At 70.7% G+C, this 16113-nt stretch carries 16 protein-coding genes and 1 pseudogene; 12 read left to right on the forward strand and 5 right to left on the reverse strand.

What is annotated here, in order from left to right; genetic code table 11:
• The first annotated feature begins 157 nt into the window (after positions 1–157).
• Together V4Y04_RS09180 and V4Y04_RS09185 are read left to right on the forward strand one after the other, a co-directional pair.
• Complete coding sequence (locus V4Y04_RS09180; RefSeq protein ID WP_332426899.1) at positions 158–361, forward strand: SCO2195 family GlnR-regulated protein; 204 nt, start codon at positions 158–160, stop codon at positions 359–361.
• Between the two features lie 154 nt (positions 362–515).
• The gene (locus tag V4Y04_RS09185) at positions 516–1217 is read left to right on the forward strand and encodes a DUF4191 domain-containing protein (RefSeq protein WP_332426900.1); all 702 of its coding nucleotides are present in this window, start codon (positions 516–518) and stop codon (positions 1215–1217) included.
• A 99-nt stretch (positions 1218–1316) separates the two neighbouring features.
• On the opposite strand, the gene V4Y04_RS09190 is transcribed toward V4Y04_RS09185, so the two are convergent.
• The gene (locus tag V4Y04_RS09190; protein WP_332426902.1) at positions 1317–1784 is read right to left on the reverse strand and encodes an RDD family protein; all 468 of its coding nucleotides are present in this window, start codon (positions 1782–1784) and stop codon (positions 1317–1319) included.
• 289 nt (positions 1785–2073) lie between these two features.
• Between V4Y04_RS09190 and glnA the strand changes: the two genes are divergently transcribed.
• Together glnA and V4Y04_RS09200 are read left to right on the forward strand one after the other, a co-directional pair.
• Positions 2074–3483 carry a type I glutamate--ammonia ligase gene (gene glnA, locus V4Y04_RS09195; protein WP_332426904.1) on the forward strand — a complete coding sequence of 470 codons (1410 nt, stop codon included), beginning with the start codon at positions 2074–2076 and terminating at the stop codon, positions 3481–3483.
• A gap of 1300 nt (positions 3484–4783) precedes the next feature.
• Positions 4784–5191, forward strand: coding sequence for a hypothetical protein (locus V4Y04_RS09200; RefSeq protein WP_332426905.1), 408 nt, complete (start codon positions 4784–4786; stop codon positions 5189–5191).
• Between the two features lie 73 nt (positions 5192–5264).
• On the opposite strand, the gene V4Y04_RS09205 is transcribed toward V4Y04_RS09200, so the two are convergent.
• Entirely contained in the window at positions 5265–5645 is a 381-nt protein-coding gene (locus V4Y04_RS09205) for a S8 family serine peptidase (protein ID WP_332432769.1), read from the reverse strand.
• Positions 5646–5733: 88 nt separating this feature from the next.
• Positions 5734–5997 (reverse strand): hypothetical protein, encoded by a 264-nt coding sequence (locus V4Y04_RS09210; protein WP_332426907.1) that lies wholly within the window; start codon positions 5995–5997, stop codon positions 5734–5736.
• A gap of 181 nt (positions 5998–6178) precedes the next feature.
• Here V4Y04_RS09210 and V4Y04_RS09215 point away from each other — a divergent pair, with 181 nt between their 5' ends.
• Positions 6179–6439, forward strand: coding sequence for an SCO2583/SCO2584 N-terminal domain-containing protein (locus V4Y04_RS09215; RefSeq protein ID WP_332426909.1), 261 nt, complete (start codon positions 6179–6181; stop codon positions 6437–6439).
• Positions 6440–6499: 60 nt separating this feature from the next.
• Here V4Y04_RS09215 and V4Y04_RS09220 read toward each other — a convergent pair whose 3' ends face one another.
• Positions 6500–6808, reverse strand: coding sequence for a hypothetical protein (locus tag V4Y04_RS09220; RefSeq protein ID WP_332426910.1), 309 nt, complete (start codon positions 6806–6808; stop codon positions 6500–6502).
• A 232-nt stretch (positions 6809–7040) separates the two neighbouring features.
• Between V4Y04_RS09220 and V4Y04_RS09225 the strand changes: the two genes are divergently transcribed.
• The 6 genes and pseudogenes from V4Y04_RS09225 to V4Y04_RS09250 all read left to right on the forward strand — a co-directional run bounded on the left by V4Y04_RS09225 (position 7041) and on the right by V4Y04_RS09250 (position 13185).
• A complete protein-coding gene (locus V4Y04_RS09225; protein WP_332426912.1) occupies positions 7041–7400 on the forward strand; it encodes an arsenate reductase family protein in 360 nt (119 codons plus the stop codon).
• Positions 7401–7516: 116 nt separating this feature from the next.
• The gene (locus V4Y04_RS09230; RefSeq protein ID WP_332426914.1) at positions 7517–8236 is read left to right on the forward strand and encodes a hypothetical protein; all 720 of its coding nucleotides are present in this window, start codon (positions 7517–7519) and stop codon (positions 8234–8236) included.
• A gap of 805 nt (positions 8237–9041) precedes the next feature.
• Positions 9042–9731, forward strand: a complete 690-nt coding sequence (locus V4Y04_RS09235) for a winged helix-turn-helix domain-containing protein (RefSeq protein ID WP_332426917.1) — start codon at positions 9042–9044, stop codon at positions 9729–9731.
• 68 nt (positions 9732–9799) lie between these two features.
• Positions 9800–10831, forward strand: a complete 1032-nt coding sequence (locus V4Y04_RS09240) for an SDR family oxidoreductase (RefSeq protein WP_332426918.1) — start codon at positions 9800–9802, stop codon at positions 10829–10831.
• Between the two features lie 282 nt (positions 10832–11113).
• Positions 11114–11275: pseudogene (locus V4Y04_RS09245) on the forward strand (DNA-binding response regulator); the annotation flags it as partial.
• 353 nt (positions 11276–11628) lie between these two features.
• The gene (locus tag V4Y04_RS09250; RefSeq protein ID WP_332426919.1) at positions 11629–13185 is read left to right on the forward strand and encodes a DUF1996 domain-containing protein; all 1557 of its coding nucleotides are present in this window, start codon (positions 11629–11631) and stop codon (positions 13183–13185) included.
• Between the two features lie 159 nt (positions 13186–13344).
• On the opposite strand, the gene V4Y04_RS09255 is transcribed toward V4Y04_RS09250, so the two are convergent.
• Positions 13345–13842, reverse strand: a complete 498-nt coding sequence (locus V4Y04_RS09255) for a hypothetical protein (RefSeq protein WP_332426920.1) — start codon at positions 13840–13842, stop codon at positions 13345–13347.
• 130 nt (positions 13843–13972) lie between these two features.
• Between V4Y04_RS09255 and V4Y04_RS09260 the strand changes: the two genes are divergently transcribed.
• On the forward strand, positions 13973–16090 hold the full coding sequence (locus V4Y04_RS09260; protein ID WP_332426921.1) for a hypothetical protein: 2118 nt from the start codon (positions 13973–13975) through the stop codon (positions 16088–16090).
• Positions 16091–16113: the final 23 nt, after the last annotated feature.

Genomic DNA, 16113 nt, shown 5'->3' on the forward strand with positions numbered 1-16113 from the left:
GGGCGTACGCCGGGGCCGCGTCGGCTTCCGCGGGGCTCGAACCTCGGCTTCATCTCCGTTTGACCGAGGGGTCACGCCCTGGTAACACCAATCAGTGACCCTGGAATCACACCACGTACTCCCATACCCGAAGACGTTTCGAGGGGGGACCTCCACCATGCAGGCCGCGCCCGTCCGCGCCACCGCCATTCCGTCCTTCGGCACCGCCCTGCGCGCTGTCGAGTCACTTCTGATGAGCGGCGGTCAGCGCACCGCCCGCCGTAACGCCTGGACCTCCGTGCTGGAGGACCGCCGTCGCGCCAAGGACCGGGTCGAGGCACAGCGCGTACTCGACCGGTCCCCGACCGTCACCAGCCTCTGATCCCTCTCCCCGCTTCCCGGACTCCGCCTGTCCCCACCAGGTTCCGCCCCGATGCCGGTTCCGCGCCCACTCCCCGCGCGGTGCCCGGCCTCCGCCCGGCCCCTCACGGACACTGCCGTCGTCCTCGCTCCAGAGGGCACGTAGACTTCGTGGCATGGCGAGGAAGGAAACCGCAGCGGACGCTGCGAACCCCGGGCGACTGAAGCAGATCGCTCTGACCTACAAGATGACCCGCAGGGCCGACAAAAAGATCGGTCTTGTACTCGCAGCTGTCGGAATTGTCACCTTCGGTGTCTTCCTCGCGATCGGTTTCTTGATCGGTCACCCCATCTATCTCGGCATCCTGGGCTTCCTGCTCGCCTTCCTCGCGACGGCGATCATTTTCGGGCGCAGGGCCGAGCGAGCGGCCTTCGGGCAGATGGAGGGACAGCCGGGCGCTGCCGCGGCCGTACTGGACAACGTCGGCCGGGGCTGGACCACCACCCCCGCCGTGGCGATGAACCGCAATCAGGACGTGGTGCACCGCGCGGTCGGCAAGGCCGGCATCGTACTGATCGCCGAGGGCAACCCGAACCGGGTGAAGAGCCTGCTCGCCGCCGAGAAGAAGCGGATGAACCGCATCGTCGCGGACGTGCCGGTGCACGACATGATCGTGGGCACGGGTGAGGGGCAGGTCGAGCTGAAGAAGCTGCGCACGACCATGCTCAAGCTGCCCCGTGTCCTCACGGGCCCGCAGGTCACCGCGACCAACGACCGGCTGCGCGCGCTGGGCGACCTGATGAGCAACATGCCCCTCCCGAAGGGCCCGATGCCCAAGGGTATGAAGCTCCCCAAGGGCGGCCCGAAGGCCCGCTGAGGCCCCGTATACGACGCTTGCACGAGGAGGGGGCGCCCGGAATGACTCCGGGCGCCCCCTCCTCGCCGTACCGGCTTCGTCGTACCGGCATCCTCGGCGTCAGGCCCGCACCTCGACCGTGCGGGCGAGCCGGTCGTGCAGACCGCGGCCGTCGCGGTCCCAGATCAGGGCGGGGACGGCCAGGCAGAGCAGCGCCGAGCGGACCAGGCCGCGCACCGGCTGGACCCGGCCGCTTCCCAGGGCGACGACGCGCAGACCGAAGAGGCGCTTTCCGGGAGTGAACCCGACCGTGCCGACGGTGAGGACGCTCAGCGCGAAGAACAGCAGAAGCGCCCAGTTGCCGGTGCTCTGCCCGTAGCCGTCGGTGATGAGGCCGTATGCGATCAGGACGCACAGCGCCCAGTCGACGGCCAGGGCGCCGATCCTGCGCCCCGGAGGGGCGATGGAGCCCGGTCCGTCCTCCGGAAGCCCCAGCTGCTCGCCCCGGTATCCGAACTCGGCGCCGGCCTCTTCGAGGGCCGCGCGCGGCCCGGAGAGCCACGATCCGATTGCCTGCCTGTTGTCCACCCGACCACGGTACTGCGCCCGTGCACGACCGGCGGAGGGTGGGGTGGACCGGGGAAGGCCCGGGGACCGGGGCCGGGCCGGGGCCGGGCCAGGGCCGGGAAGAACGACGATGCGACGGCGAGACCCGACCGGACTACCGTGAGAGATGAGCCGGTTAACTTGTGCGAAACAAATGGGTCACGCACGAGAAATCACCCCTGCCTAGGGTCGAGTGCAGCGTGGGCCGCCCGCACTGGCCGCACGAACGATCTACCACCCCGGCGGGACGGTCGGGAGTAGGAGGAGCTGGATGTTCCAGAACGCCGACGAGGCCAAGAAGTTCATCGCGGACGAGGACGTCAAATTCGTCGACGTCCGGTTCTGCGACCTCCCGGGCGTGATGCAGCACTTCACGGTGCCTGCTGAGGCGTTCGACCCCGATGAGGAACTGGCCTTCGACGGATCCTCGATCCGCGGCTTCCAGGCCATCCACGAGTCCGACATGGCGCTGCGCGCGGACCTCACGACCTCCAGGGTCGACCCGTTCCGCCGTGACAAGACGCTGAACATCAACTTCTTCATCCACGACCCGATCACGGGCGAGCAGTACTCCCGCGACCCGCGCAACGTCGCCAAGAAGGCCGAGGCCTACCTCACCTCCACCGGCATCGCGGACACCGCCTTCTTCGGCCCCGAGGCCGAGTTCTACGTCTTCGACAGCGTGCGCTTCAACACCTCGGCGAACGAGTCCTTCTACCACATCGACTCCGAGGCGGGCGCCTGGAACACCGGTGCGGTGGAGGACAACCGCGGTTACAAGGTCCGCTACAAGGGCGGCTACTTCCCGGTCCCGCCGGTCGACCACTTCGCCGACCTGCGCGCCGAGATCTCCCTGGAGCTGGACCGGTCCGGCCTGAAGGTCGAGCGCCAGCACCACGAGGTGGGCACGGCCGGCCAGGCCGAGATCAACTACAAGTTCAACACCCTGCTCGCGGCCGCCGACGACCTGCAGCTCTTCAAGTACATCGTGAAGAACGTCGCCTGGCGCAACGGCAAGACCGCGACCTTCATGCCGAAGCCGATCTTCGGCGACAACGGCTCGGGCATGCACGTCCACCAGTCGCTGTGGACGGGCGGCACCCCGCTGTTCTACGACGAGCAGGGCTACGCCGGCCTGTCGGACATGGCCCGCTACTACATCGGCGGCATCCTCCGGCACGCCCCGTCGCTGCTGGCCTTCACCAACCCGACGGTGAACTCGTACCACCGCCTGGTGCCGGGCTTCGAGGCCCCGGTGAACCTGGTGTACTCGCAGCGCAACCGTTCCGCCGCGATGCGCATCCCGATCACCGGCTCGAACCCGAAGGCCAAGCGCGTCGAGTTCCGCGCCCCGGACGCCTCCGGCAACCCGTACCTGGCGTTCTCGGCGCTGCTGCTCGCCGGCCTGGACGGCATCAAGAACAAGATCGAGCCGGCCGAGCCGATCGACAAGGACCTCTACGAGCTGGCCCCCGAGGAGCACGCCAACGTGGCGCAGGTCCCGACCTCGCTCGGCGCCGTCCTCGACCGCCTCGAGGCCGACCACGAGTTCCTCCTCCAGGGCGACGTCTTCACGCCGGACCTGATCGAGACGTGGATCGACCTCAAGCGCACCACCGAGATCGCCCCGCTGGCCCTGCGCCCGCACCCGCACGAGTTCGAGCTGTACTTCGACGTGTAGGAGGCAGGCCGGGTGTGCCCTGGGCTTGAAGCCCTGGCAACAGGCTGTGACCTGCGAAAGTCCGTCACCGCTTGTCTTCCGCCCCCTGGGCGCCGAGTGCGCACCGTCCCCTGACGTGATGCCAGATATCAGAACGCGGCGAGGGCCGCTCCCCCATGGTCGGGGGGAGCGGCCCTCGCCAGTCCTGACGGTCAGGCAGGACGGTGCTACCGGCGCGGTACCGTGCGATTCTGGGGCCGACCCCGCCAACCCGCCCCTGACCGGCTGATCGGTACCTCCCGCGCAGTGCGGTGGTGCTTCGGGAAGGGGGACGAACGCGATCTCTTGCACTGAGCCGCATCGTCCTCGTTGACGTCCACGTTCGGCGGGGAGAACCCTACGCCGCGGTGAGCGTCGGGCACGAGCTGCTCGGTACGAGCCCAACGCTGGGGTCGGTCCGTGTCGTGCACCGACTTGACGATCTGCGTCGTCTGCTGGAGTCCCATCAGCAGGCCGCCCATGCCTTGATGGTGTCCCACCAAGTGGTGTAGGCGATCAAGGCGCGAATCCGCAGGTCACCGTCAACGTCAGGGCTTTCCGGGCGTGAGATCGAGTGACGGTATGTCAGCCTGGGATTGATGGGTGCCCGATGCGGTGGATCTCTGCCGCCCTACGCCCGAGGTCAGGCTCACGGGCTCCGCGGCGGTGGTGATCCGGGATGCGACTGGCATGACGGTCCGTCAATAAGCTGACCGTCACCGATCGGTAGACCCTGGACGCGACCTGCAGCTTTCCACGTTGATCCCCTACACCACTCGGCGGGACACGATCCTGGCGGCGCGGGACCAGCGCTTGGAACTGCTCCCACAGAGGGTCGGTGATGGTTGAAGGCAGGACGGGCACGTGCCCTTCTGCTTGGCCATGGTGATCGTGGGCCTGTTGTCCAGGGCTGCGCCCGGTGCCCCCGACCGCCCAGGCGCGGTGCACGCCGCACCAGTGCCGTGGCGGGTAAAGCCAGCCGATTGGCCTAGCACTTGCGGGATGGCCGGGAGCATATGAGTGTTGTTAGTGGAACATCCGCTGCAGGGGAGTCGGCTGAGCGCCCAAAAAGCCTCGGGAGTGCGGAGCACGGAGCACAAGCCAGCCGCAGACCCCAAAGCCAGCAGCGTGACGTCAGGCGCCGCCCTCTATGGCAGGCGCACTCCAATCCCCCCAGACGGCACCTTGCACGCAATCGTGCCCACGCCTTGGCCTGCGTTTATCGCCTCGGCACGGTCGTCGGATCCGCCCCGAAGCACATCAACGCTCGATGGAGGCTGAAATGTCTACTCGCACAAAGACCACTCTCGGAGCCATGGCCACCCTGGCCTCGCTCGCAGTCGCCGCGCCCATGGCGATCGGCACCACGGCGCACGCAGACGTCAACAGCGGGACCGTCAATGTCGTCGGAACCGTGAGTTGCCTCGGGCTTGGCGACAACTCGAGCCCGACCGGGGTGTCGATCACCACCACGGACGGGGTCACCCGTAATACCGCCCTCCGGACCGAGGACACAGACACGCTGTACAGCGTGACCTTCCCCAACATCCCGAAGACCGGGGGGACTAGGGCGATGGCAACGGTCACCTGCAAGGCCCCCAACGGTAACGAGACGCCCTTCTCGAAGGAGATCAAGATAGACCGACCGGCACTCGCCAACCAGTTCAACCTGACCAGGGACCTCGGCTGAGCTTGTCCTTGAACCCCGACGAGATCGTTTCTCGTCGGGGTTCATCGTGCCCGGACGGCAGGCGCGGCAGCGATCAGAGGGTGTTCTCGAACAGCAGCAGGTCGGGGGGCCGGCGGGGTTGTTCTTGATCACACCGCTGGTCGCGTCGCTGGTGATCCATCTGTTGCCGGTGGAGGAGGCGCCGCCGTTCGCACCCTTGTGGAGCACGCCGACACCCGCGACCGTGCGGGCTGGCCATGGAGGTGCCGCTGACGGCGTTGGTGTCGCCGAGGACCCAGGCGGAGGCGATGCCCACGCCTGATGCGTAAGGCTCCACGCACGAGCCGTGGTTGGGGAAGGAGGCAGCGTTGTCGTTCTTGTCGGAGGCTGCGACCGTGGTCACACCGGAGGCGCCGGCCGGCGACGTGTCACAGGCGACTTCGCCGTCGTTCCCGGCCGCAACGGCGAGGAAGATACGGTGTTCATCTCAACTTCGCGAGAGGACCAGGTGACCTGACGGACGGCTGGCACACGGTGCAGCGCGTCCGTCATCGATCAGCACGTCACGTCCTCCGAGGAGGCGTCGCCTCCGTCGGCATCGCCTCGGTCCACATCGGTTCCGTCACGACGGCGGTCGGGGCGGTGAGCCGTTCGGCGGCGTACCGGAGTTCGTCCTCGCGCCGCGGATCGTACGGCTCCTGCGACGACCTGGCCACCCGGCCGCGGTCGGCGTAGGAGCCTGTAGGCGCCCCGGTCGCGCCGAGAGCGACGTCCGCGAGGCGGCGCCCGGCGGTGCTGCGGCCGATCCCTCGGCTCACGCCCGTCATCACGATGGGGTGCTGCGTGGAAGGCTCCTTCTGAGGCAGGCCCGACGACGCCTGACCGCCCCACGAGACCATCTGCCCGGGTCAGGAGCTAGGCGCCCACGTGTGTCCGGAACCCGCTTTCCCCGGTGAGCCCCGCGAGGGATGATTGAACTGACACTGTTGTTCGAGAGAGGTCACGGGGATGTCCGAGAGGAACGACGAGGAGCGCGAGTTCGACATCAAGTGGGCGGACACGGCCGAGCACAAGGAGCCGTCGGCCCGCGCCCGTATGCTCGCCGCACGCTGGAAGGACAACCCTCCCGGCCCGGTCCCGTTCCGCGGCGAGCCGGAGCGCAGGGCGTCCCGCCGCTCGTCGTCGTCCTGGGTCTCCACCGCCGTGGTCCTCGGCTGCGTCGCCGCAGTGATCGTCTTCCTCGGCTACATCAACTTCCGGCCGTACTGATCGCAGAGCGGCCGGGCACCCCCGGGGATCGGGGGCACCCGGCGCCGGTCAGGGCCCGGCTCAGCGGTTGTAGCGCATGAAGGCCCGGACCATGTGGCAGGTCGTGTCCGACGGCGTGTGGATGCCGATCAGGTTCGCCACGCCGCGTATCGTCTCGTTGCGGGCCTGGTCGGGGAGGTAGACGCCGGAGTCGAGCAGGGCGATGGCGAGCCGCATCGCCTTGAGGCGGCGGTTGTGCGTCACGTACCAATCCCGCGGGCGGCCCGGCGGCAGCGGCCGCTTCGTCACGGGCGCGCAGGGCATTTCGAGCTGGACGGCACGCTTCGCTGTGGACTGGATGGGCATCGGCTTGAGTGCGGCAACGGGCACAGGGATCCTCCTGTCGCGGTCAGGGTGTCCACCGGGATCCACGCCGGCCCCGGCAACACCCTCGAACACTGCTCCTAGTTTACTGCCCGGCACTGACATTCGGGGAACCCGAAGCAGCCATCGAATGCCCAGGTGAGGCCGCAAATTGTGGCCGCGGAACACCCGGTCCGCAGGGGGCGTGTGAGGCCGGAGAGAAATCGAACAGAGCCGGACCGGGCGTACGGTGGGCGGCATGGAGATCTGGATCAATCCGGCCTGTTCCAAGTGCCGGAGCGCCATCAGCCTGCTGGACGCCGAGGGTGCCGGCTACACCGTCCGCCGTTACCTGGAGGACGTGCCGAGCCCGGACGAGATCCGGGAGGTGCTGGAGCGGCTCGGGCTGGAGCCCTGGGACATCACCCGCACCCAGGAAGCCGCCGCCGAGGAGCTCGGGCTCAAGGAGTGGCCGCGGGACGACGGATCGCGCGAGCGCTGGATCACGGCGCTCTCCGAGCATCCCCAGTTGATCCAGCGCCCGATCATCACCGCCGAGGACGGCACGGCGGTCGTGGCCCGCACCGACGAGGCGGTACGGGACGCCCTGTCCCGCTGAAGACCAACTCCCTTGTGACACAGGCCACTTCGGAGAGTTGGCCGGGGCGCTGAGCAACTCCGTTCGGGATCTCGTACATAGCGGCGTACGCTCCCCTACCGTTTCAGGAGGCGCGCATGTCGCGCAGGAGAACGCTCGGCCCCAAGAAGAAGATCGCGCTGCTGGTGAGCGCGGTGACGGTGGCCGGTGGCGGTGCCTTCGTCATGGCGAGCACGTCGAACGCCTCCCAGGCGCCCACCACCAAGTCGGCGGCCGACTCGACCGTCTGTCAGGGCCTCGCCACCGCGCTCGGCAACAACCAGAAGTTCATCGAGGGGCAACGGGCCGCTCCCGACGCGCTGTCCGAGGCGCGGATCGCCAACCGCGAAGCGGTCATCGCCGAGATCGAGCTCAAGCAGGAAGCCTCCGGGTGCACGGTTGGGGAGTCGGCTCAGGACTCCCAGCCCGCACAGCCCCAGCAGCCTGCGCAGCCCGAGCAGCCCGCCCCGGACGAGCAGGCCGGCGGGGACGAGCAGGCCGGCGGGGACGAGCAGGCGGGCGGGGACGACGCCGCGCAGAACCCGGGCGGCGGCGGCGCGGCGGCCTCCGGTGAGCAGGTGTGCAACGGCTCCACGATCACCCTCTCCGGCGAGGACGGCGCCCCGGCGGCGTCCAGCAACCAGTTCCCGGCCGGGACCAAGTTGAAGGTCACCAACCTGGACAACAACAAGTCCACGACCGTCGAGGTCACCGGCGTGTCCGGCAGCTGTGCCCTGCTCAACAACGCGGCCTTCGAGCAGGTCCGGGAGCCCGGCAAGTTCCTGATCCGCCGGGCGCTCATCGAGAAGGTGGGCTGAGACCCGGGGGCAGGCCCGGAACCCGGAAGCACTCGTAAAAGCCCCCTGAGGCGCAGACCAAGTTCGGGGAGCGGGGCGTGCCGCAGCGCGCCTCCGCCCGGTCGCGCCCGGGGTGGGAGCCCTCCCCCGCTCGACCGCCGTCGAGAGCGGAGGAGGGCTCTCTGTCGTGTGCGGACCGCCGTGCGGCGGCTGTCGCGTACGGCCCGTCGTACCGCCCGGTCGTGCCTGCCCGGTCGTACGGTCCAGTCGTGTACAGCCCTGTCGTGTACGGCCTCCTCACGTGATCCCGTCCCCTACGAGTCGCCCCCTGCACGCCGTGCTCACAGGGTGATCCGGGGACAACCGTCGCCGGTGACACGGGGTTCACACTCGGGCGATGGTCGGGAAATCGCCTGTTGGCAAGCTGCGTGCCGGCCGGCTCGATCTCTCCCCCGACACCCGCTGGTGAGGCGAGGGATGCCCGTCCACCGGGTGCCCCTCGCTTCGTCGGGTTTCGGACCGCCCCGGGCGTCCATGCCGTGAACGAGGCTCCTGCTGGGGCCCGGGGTCTGCTTCAATGGGGGCATGGACGGTTTCCGGGAGCTCATCGCGACGGGTCGCCATGACCTCGAGCCCTTCTGGCCCTCCCGTCAGCACGACGACTTCGACCGGGAGTGTTGCCGCGCGACGACCGCGCCGGCCCTCTGACGCCGTACATCCCGGCCTTCCACCGGCGCGCACCGCGTACGTCCTCGACGAGCCCGGCCACGATCCCGCGGCCGTCGAGCCTCTCGACGAACCCTTCGCGCGAAAGAGCTGACTCCTCATGGCGACCACTCGTCCTGTCTCCGCCGCGGCCGACGCGGCCACCACCGTCTCCGCGGCCCCCTCCGCCTCCCCCGCCCCGCTGGGCGCCCCTCTCAACACCTCACCCCACGCGTCCCGCACCGCGTCGGTGAACGGTCATCCGCGTCACCGGCTGCGGGCCGTCGCCCCGGACGAGGTGGTCACCGTCGCCGACCTGCTTCCGCCGGGGGCCACCTGGCTGCCCGCGCCGCAGCACAGCCTGCCCGCCCTGCCCGGACATCCGCCGATGGTCGGCTACCTGGTGCTGGTCCCCGCCGACCAGCGGCCGCCGTTCCCGGTGGCGGTCCCGGGCCCCGGAACCGCCCAGCACCCCGGCACGGCTTCCGCGGCCGCACCCGCCGCCGACGCCGGCGCCGGCGCCACCGCCACCCAGCGGATCCGGGTCGACACCGTGCAGCGCACCACCGAGGTAGACGGTCGGCAACTCGACCTCACCTACCTGGAGTTCGAGCTGCTCGCCCATCTCGTGGCCCATCCGAACCGGGTGCACAGCCGCGACCACCTGGTCGCCACGGTCTGGGGCTACGGCCATGTGGGCGACGGCCGCACCGTCGACGTCCACATCGCCCGGCTGCGCCGCAAACTGGGCGCGGAGCACCGGGGCACGATCCAGACCGTGCGCCGGGTCGGTTACAAGTACACCCCCTGAGTCACCGTCGCTCTGCCCTCGGCAGATCCCTGTTCCCTCACGCCACCCGGTCCGGCAGAGTCCGACGTATGAGGCTTCTGGTGCTGGGTGGTACGGAGTTCGCGGGACGGGCCGTCGTGGAGGCGGCCCTGGGGCGGGGCTGGGAGGTGACCGTCTTCCACCGGGGGCGGCACGCGGCCGTGCCGGGCGTGCGGTCGCTGCTGGGCGACCGCACCGCCGTCGACGGCCTGGCCGCCCTGGACGAGGCGGACGGCACGTGGGACGTCGTCGTCGACACCTGGTCGGCGGCCCCGCGGGCCGTCCGTGACACGGCGCGGCTGCTGCGGGACCGTGCCGGCCGGTACGTGTACGTGTCGAGCCGCTCGGTGTACGAGTGGCCCGCGCCCGCCGGAGCCACCGAGGAGGCCCCCCTGGTAGCGGGCGCCCGCGCGGACGCCGATCGCACCGACTACGCGCGGGACAAGCGGGGCGGCGAACTGGCCGCCGTGGACGCCTTCGGCGCCGACCGGTCGGTGCTGGTGCGGGCGGGGCTGATCCTCGGGCCGTACGAGAACGTCGGCCGGCTGCCCTGGTGGCTGAACCGGATGGCCCGCGGCGGCCCGGTCCTCGCCCCGGGGCCGCGTGACCTGCCCCTCCAGTACGTCGACGTCCGCGACCTGGCCGAGTGGATCCTCGGGGCGGCCGAGCAGGGGATCGGCGGGCCGTACAACCTGACCGGCCCGCCGGGGCACGAGACGATGGGCACGCTGCTGGAGGCGTGCGCGGAGGTGACGGGGGGCACGGCCGAGCTGCGGTGGACCGCACCGGAGACGATCCTGCGGGCGGGCATCGAACCGTGGACGCAGCTGCCGGTCTGGGTGCCGCCGGGCAGCGAGGCGCACGACGCGATGCACGCCTCGGACGTCTCCCGGGCGCTCGCGACGGGGCTGCGCTGCCGTCCCGCCACCGAGACCGTGGCCGACACCTGGCGCTGGCTCCAGGACCTCGACGGGGCCGCGCCCCAACGCCAGGACCGGACGGCCAAGGGGCTCGACCCGGAGACGGAGGCGAAGGTGCTCGCGGAGATCGGGGAGAAGGGCGGAGGCGGGGAGAAGATGTAGGCAACACCACCCCGGTGTCGGGGAGTTCGGCCCGGGACCGGGTGCCGCCGCTCGGCCGGACTCTGACGTCATGACCACAAGGCGCGGGACCACGGGCCGCATGAGCGGTGCCACAACGGCCACGGACCCCACGAGCGCGGAGGCCGGGAGGTTGGTGGCCATGAGTTCGGAGGCCATGAGTTCGGAGGCCATGGGTTCGGCGGCCATGGGTTCGGCGGCCGGGAGCAGGGGCACCAAGAGGGGCGGCGGGCGTGAACGACACACCAAGGGCCTTCCGAAACGGCCCAGGGCCGGTCCGACGCGGCGATCGCCGGCAAGCTGGTGGTGACGGAGCGCGCCATCGCCAAGCACACCTCGAACATCTTCGCCGAACCGGGCCTGGAGGTCTCGGACGACGACAACCGGCGGGTGCCGGCGGTTCTCGCCCATCTCGGCCAGGGCAGGCGAAAGGGGACCCGGTCACGCACCCCACGTGGTCGATCAACAACCCCCGGTACTCCAGGGGCTGTTGAAACCAGTGCGCCGGCAGGAACTTCTCATCGATTTCCGTTACGGATGAACACCCCCGGGGCGGCTCCCGTATTCAAGGGAGCCGCTCCGCTTCTGTCGGGCGATTCGATACCCGTAAGGGGGTGCTCCTCAGCGAAGTCAGAGGAGTTCAGTGACTCCACCCACCGCTGAGGCGGCGGGCTTCCAACCGAAGACTGCGGTCCAACTCGAACCGACCCCCTTTTGCGGGGCACAGCGCGAACTACCAGAGCACCGGGAAGGCCGAGAGCCCCCTTGCGAGGAGAATGATGGGACGCAATACAAGAAAACGCCGTATGCCGTTGGCCGCCAAGGCCGTGGCCGGGACGGCGGTCCTGGCGCTCGGTGGGGGCGGGCTGGTCTGGGCGAACTTCTACGCTTCGGCCGGCGAGTCGAACCAGTCGCAGAATCAGACGAAGGCGAACGCGGCACAGCAGATCGCCACGATCGACTGCCCGGACGTGGGCCAGCAGCTCCCCGACGTGCCGGACCCGGCCCGCGGTGAGGTCGACGGCGAACTGGCCTCGATGGACCAGCAGATCACCGACGCCTATCAGAGCCTGGTCACCACCCGCCGGGCTCAGGCCGGGGACTCGCGGTACGTCCAGAACACCATTCTGGGTCCGCTCAAGGACCGGCGTAAGGCGCTCATCGACCGGATCAAGCTGCAGATCACCCGCGCGGGCGGTCAGGCTCCCGGGAACCTGGACGAACTCGCCTCCTGCTCCGGCCGCCCCGCCGACCAGCCGCTGCCGACCGACGGTCAGAACGGTGACGGCCAGGACGGCGGTGGCCAGGACAACGGTCAGGACCAGGGCGACGGTCAGAACGACGGCGGTCAGAACGACGGCGGCCAGGACCAGGGCGAGGGCCAGACCCCGAACGACAACGGCAACGGCGCCGCGGGCCCGTTCGCCGAGGACTTCGTCAACATCAACGACGTCCAGCCGAACTCGCGGAACCTGCCGAACGGTCTGGCCGCCAACGGCAGGTCCGGCTCCAAGGGCAGCTTCACCACGAAGTGCGGTGTCAACGAGAACGAGCTGTACAACAGCGACAACATCATCGTGGCCCCCGGTGTCGCGAACGGCGCGCACCACATGCACGACTACGTGGGCAACCAGAGCAACAGCTCGCTCTCCAGCGACGACGACCTGGTCGCCGCCGAGACCAGCTGCCAGAACCAGGGCGACAAGTCCTCGTACTTCTGGCCGGTGCTGCGCGTGCAGGACGGCACCCAGGAGTTCGACGCGGCCGACCAGGGCGGTGGCGCCGAGGGCAACGTCGGCAAGATCCTGCAGGCTCAGGAGGCCCAGCTCCGGTGGGTCGGCAACAAGCGGAGCAAGGTCGTCGCGATCCCGAAGCTCATGCGCATCATCACCGGTGACGCCAAGGCGTTCACCAACGGTCTCGCGAACGCCAACACCTCGTACAGCTGCACCGGCTTCGAGGACCGCCAGTCCACGGACAAGTACGTGCTGTGCCCCGAGGGCAGCCAGCTCGTGCGCACGTCCAACTTCCAGAGCTGCTGGGACGGACAGAACACCGACAGCGCCAACCACCGCGCCCACGTGGCGTTCGTCCAGGCGGACGGCAGCTGCGCGAACGGTTTCAAGGCCATCCCGCAGCTCCAGGTCCGCCTGGTGTACGACGTTCCCACCCCGACCATCGAGAACGGTCAGGTGAAGAACCCGTACGCCGTGGACAGCTTCCCGGAGCAGCTGCACAAGCCGATCACCGACCACAACGACTTCATCAACGTCATGGACGAGAGCCTGATGAACAAGATGGTCAAGTGCATCAACACGGGCAAGAAGTGCACGTAGTCCCCTCGGTCACCCACTGAGAAGGACCGGTGAGGTGAAAGGGCCGGTGGCGGGAATCCCGCCACCGGCCCTTTCCGTGTTCCCGGTGTTCCCGGCTGTCCGGTGTGCTCGTCCGGACTCCGGACTCCGGACTCCCGGCTCCGGGCTCCCGGCTCGGCTTCAGCCCTCGTGCCCGGCGTGGCCGGAGTGCCCGCCCTCTTTCTTCTCCCCCGCCGGGCCGGACGGATGCGCGCCGCCGCCGTGGTCCATGTTGCTGTGGTCGATGCCCTCCTCCACGTCGCCGCCGAGCCGGCCCCGCAGGTCCTCGAGCACGTTCTCCTCACCGACGGCGACCCACTTGCGGCCGACGAGGTAGAAGCCGCCGTAGTCCTTGGCCGTCTCGATCCACTCGCGCTGGCCGCGGTCGGTGGCGAAGGTGGCGAGGACGTACTTCTCCTTGCCCTTCTCGCAGATGGCCTGGCGGATCGTGTCGGCGTCGGTCTGCATGTTCGGCTCGCACTTCACCTCGGCCGCCAGGTGTTCCAGGCTGCCGGTGGCCATGACCGGCGCCTCGCTCTTCCCGTCGCCGTTCGTTTCCTCACCGCCGGACCCGCAGCCCGCCAGCGCCAGTACCGCCACCGCGCCGGTCAGCGCGAGCATCGGTCGGGTCAGCCTCATGAGTTCCTCCGGTCCTTCCGGCGACATGCCGCACGGAGCCCCGGCGAGGGGCTCTCCGCCTTCGATACGGTTCGGGGGCCCGGAAGTACTCAATCGGTGACCTACGGGCGCATCGCTCGTTCTGCCTACCGTGCAGTCACAGCATGCCGCCAAGCGCCCCGCGCCCCCTTCCCCCGACGGACCGCTCGTCGACGTCGGGCAGGCCGAGGCCGCCCTCGTCGAGCACTATCCGCGGCTCGTCCGGCTCGCGTACCTGATGCTGCCGTCGGAGCCGGGCGGCCGGGGCAGGCGGGTGCTGACCGCGCACGCCCTGGTCCAGCGCGCGCTGCCCCGCGGCCGCACCGCGGCGCCGGCGATCCCCGCCCAGCCCCGGCAGTCCGCCGGCGGCCGGGCCGCGCACTCCGCCCGCTCCGGGCGGCGGCCGGAGCGGCCCGCCCAGGCCGCCCGGCCCGCCTGGGCCGACGACCGTGCCGGTGACCCCGGGTACGCGCTGGTCAGGCTCCAGGTGGTGCGTACCGCGCTGCGGGCGGGCCCGTCGCGCAGGCGCGGGACACGGCGCAAGCGGACCGGGCTGCCGGCCCTGCCCCCGCTGCCGCCGCCGCTGCCCCAGGTATGGGGACTGCGTCTGTTCCCCCGGTCCGGAGGCGCCGACGAACTCGCCCTGGAGCAAAGACTGTCCGCCCTGTCCGGCCCGGCCCGCGCCGCCTGGGTGCTGCGCGGTCCGGAGCGGCTTTCGGACGACGACGTCCGCACGGTGCTCACCGACGCGGGTGTGGCCGACGCCGCGGGGGCGCTGCGCGAGGCCGACCGGGTGCCGGCCGAGGACCGGCTGCTCGGCTCTCCCGCGTTCGACCCTTGTTCGCTCCAGGCCCGGCCCACCGATCTGGTGCGGCGCCGCAGGCGCCTGAAGGCCGTACTGGCCGCCGGGGCCGCGCTCGTCGTCTGCGGTGCGCTGTTCGGGCTGCCGGACGACGGCTGGGGCCCCGAAGGTGCCGCCGCGCCGCCGTACGCGCTGAACCGGGCCGCGCAGGCTGCCCTGGACCCGGGGAAGCTGACCCAGGTCTCCCCCAGCGTCTGGAAGACCTCCGCGCGTACCGACTTCTCCGTGTGGCCGGCCCGCGGCGACCTGGCCGGCGACGCGGGCCTGCTGCGCCGTGCCCTCGCCGTGTGGGCCCGGCCCGGTGAGCGGGTGCGGGTGTCGGCGACGCCGGGCACCCCGTCCGGCGGTCCGGCCGGGCCGCCCCAGCTGCTGTACGCCGGGGTGGTCGACAACGCGCGCGTGGTGGTCCTCCACGACGGTCTGCGCATCGCCAGGTACGCCGAGCCCGTGGACGGCGCCGAGGGCGCAGAGGGTGCCGCCCTCGACTTCGCCCGGGTCGACGGCGCGGACCGGGCCGGGGCGAGCGCGCTGGTACTGGGCCGGTCCGACGGCAACATCCGCTATCTGACGGCGCCCTGGGTCCGTGCGGCGGGTGTGCGGGACCTGCGCGAGCCCGGCGTGGACGCGGCGGACCTCTCGCTCACCGGCGGTGTGACCTCGCCGCTGGCCGGCCCGGCCCCGAAGCCCGGCTCGTGCGCCTCGTGGAATGTGCTGGAGCTGACCGACGACGCCGGCACCCGGCTGATGACCGACCTCGGCGAGCTGGTTCCGGCCGTGCTGACCGCGGGGCGGCCGGGGGCGGCCCGTGAGACTGGCGGTGAGTCCGCCGATGGGCCCGCCCGTGAGTCCGCCGGTGCCGAGGTATCGCGCACATGGTCGCCGTTCGCCTGCTCGCTGGCGTCGATGCGCTCGGCGGGCGTACGGAGCGTGAACGCGTGGGCGTTCGCCGAGCAGCCGCTGCCGGACGCGAGCGACGCCGGCGTGGGGTCTCCCCGCCCGGGGGACGGGGGAGGTTCGGCGGCCTGGGTGTGCACCCGGGCCGAGACCTGGCGGGGCGGCGGTACCCGGGTACAGGCTCAGTTCCACACGCCGGGCGGACCGTCCGGGGTGGTGGCGGCCCAGGCCGAGGACGTACCGCAGTGCGGGGAGCGGGAGCCGCGGGTGCTGGCCGGGGTGCTGTGGAAGTCCGGGGCGGGCACCTGGTACCTGCTGGCCGCCGGCAGCCGCGGCACCACGTCGGTCACCGCGACGGGCGGGGTCGAGGGCACCGCTCAGGGCAACCTGCTGACCCTCGAGGCCGAACAGGGGGCCCAGGCCGACCTCGAGGGCACCCTGGAGAACGGGGAGCCGGTCACCGGGCTCCGCTGACCCGGGGCGGGCCGGCCGGAGGA

This window comes from Streptomyces sp. P9-A2 (assembly GCF_036634175.1).
Taxonomy (GTDB): Bacteria; Actinomycetota; Actinomycetes; order Streptomycetales; family Streptomycetaceae; genus Streptomyces; species Streptomyces pratens.

Bases quoted from the DNA above. Each gene is read 5' to 3' on its own strand.
- V4Y04_RS09255 (WP_332426920.1), bottom strand. From the start codon at position 13,842: ATGAGGCTGACCCGACCGATGCTCGCGCTGACCGGCGCGGTGGCGGTA.
- V4Y04_RS09235 (WP_332426917.1), top strand. From the start codon at position 9,042: ATGGCGACCACTCGTCCTGTCTCCGCCGCGGCCGACGCGGCCACCACC.
- V4Y04_RS09210 (WP_332426907.1), bottom strand. From the start codon at position 5,997: ATGACGGGCGTGAGCCGAGGGATCGGCCGCAGCACCGCCGGGCGCCGC.
- glnA (WP_332426904.1), top strand. From the start codon at position 2,074: ATGTTCCAGAACGCCGACGAGGCCAAGAAGTTCATCGCGGACGAGGAC.
- V4Y04_RS09215 (WP_332426909.1), top strand. From the start codon at position 6,179: ATGTCCGAGAGGAACGACGAGGAGCGCGAGTTCGACATCAAGTGGGCG.
- V4Y04_RS09230 (WP_332426914.1), top strand. From the start codon at position 7,517: ATGTCGCGCAGGAGAACGCTCGGCCCCAAGAAGAAGATCGCGCTGCTG.
- V4Y04_RS09225 (WP_332426912.1), top strand. From the start codon at position 7,041: ATGGAGATCTGGATCAATCCGGCCTGTTCCAAGTGCCGGAGCGCCATC.
- V4Y04_RS09185 (WP_332426900.1), top strand. From the start codon at position 516: ATGGCGAGGAAGGAAACCGCAGCGGACGCTGCGAACCCCGGGCGACTG.
- V4Y04_RS09240 (WP_332426918.1), top strand. From the start codon at position 9,800: ATGAGGCTTCTGGTGCTGGGTGGTACGGAGTTCGCGGGACGGGCCGTC.
- V4Y04_RS09180 (WP_332426899.1), top strand. From the start codon at position 158: ATGCAGGCCGCGCCCGTCCGCGCCACCGCCATTCCGTCCTTCGGCACC.
- V4Y04_RS09250 (WP_332426919.1), top strand. From the start codon at position 11,629: ATGGGACGCAATACAAGAAAACGCCGTATGCCGTTGGCCGCCAAGGCC.
- V4Y04_RS09200 (WP_332426905.1), top strand. From the start codon at position 4,784: ATGTCTACTCGCACAAAGACCACTCTCGGAGCCATGGCCACCCTGGCC.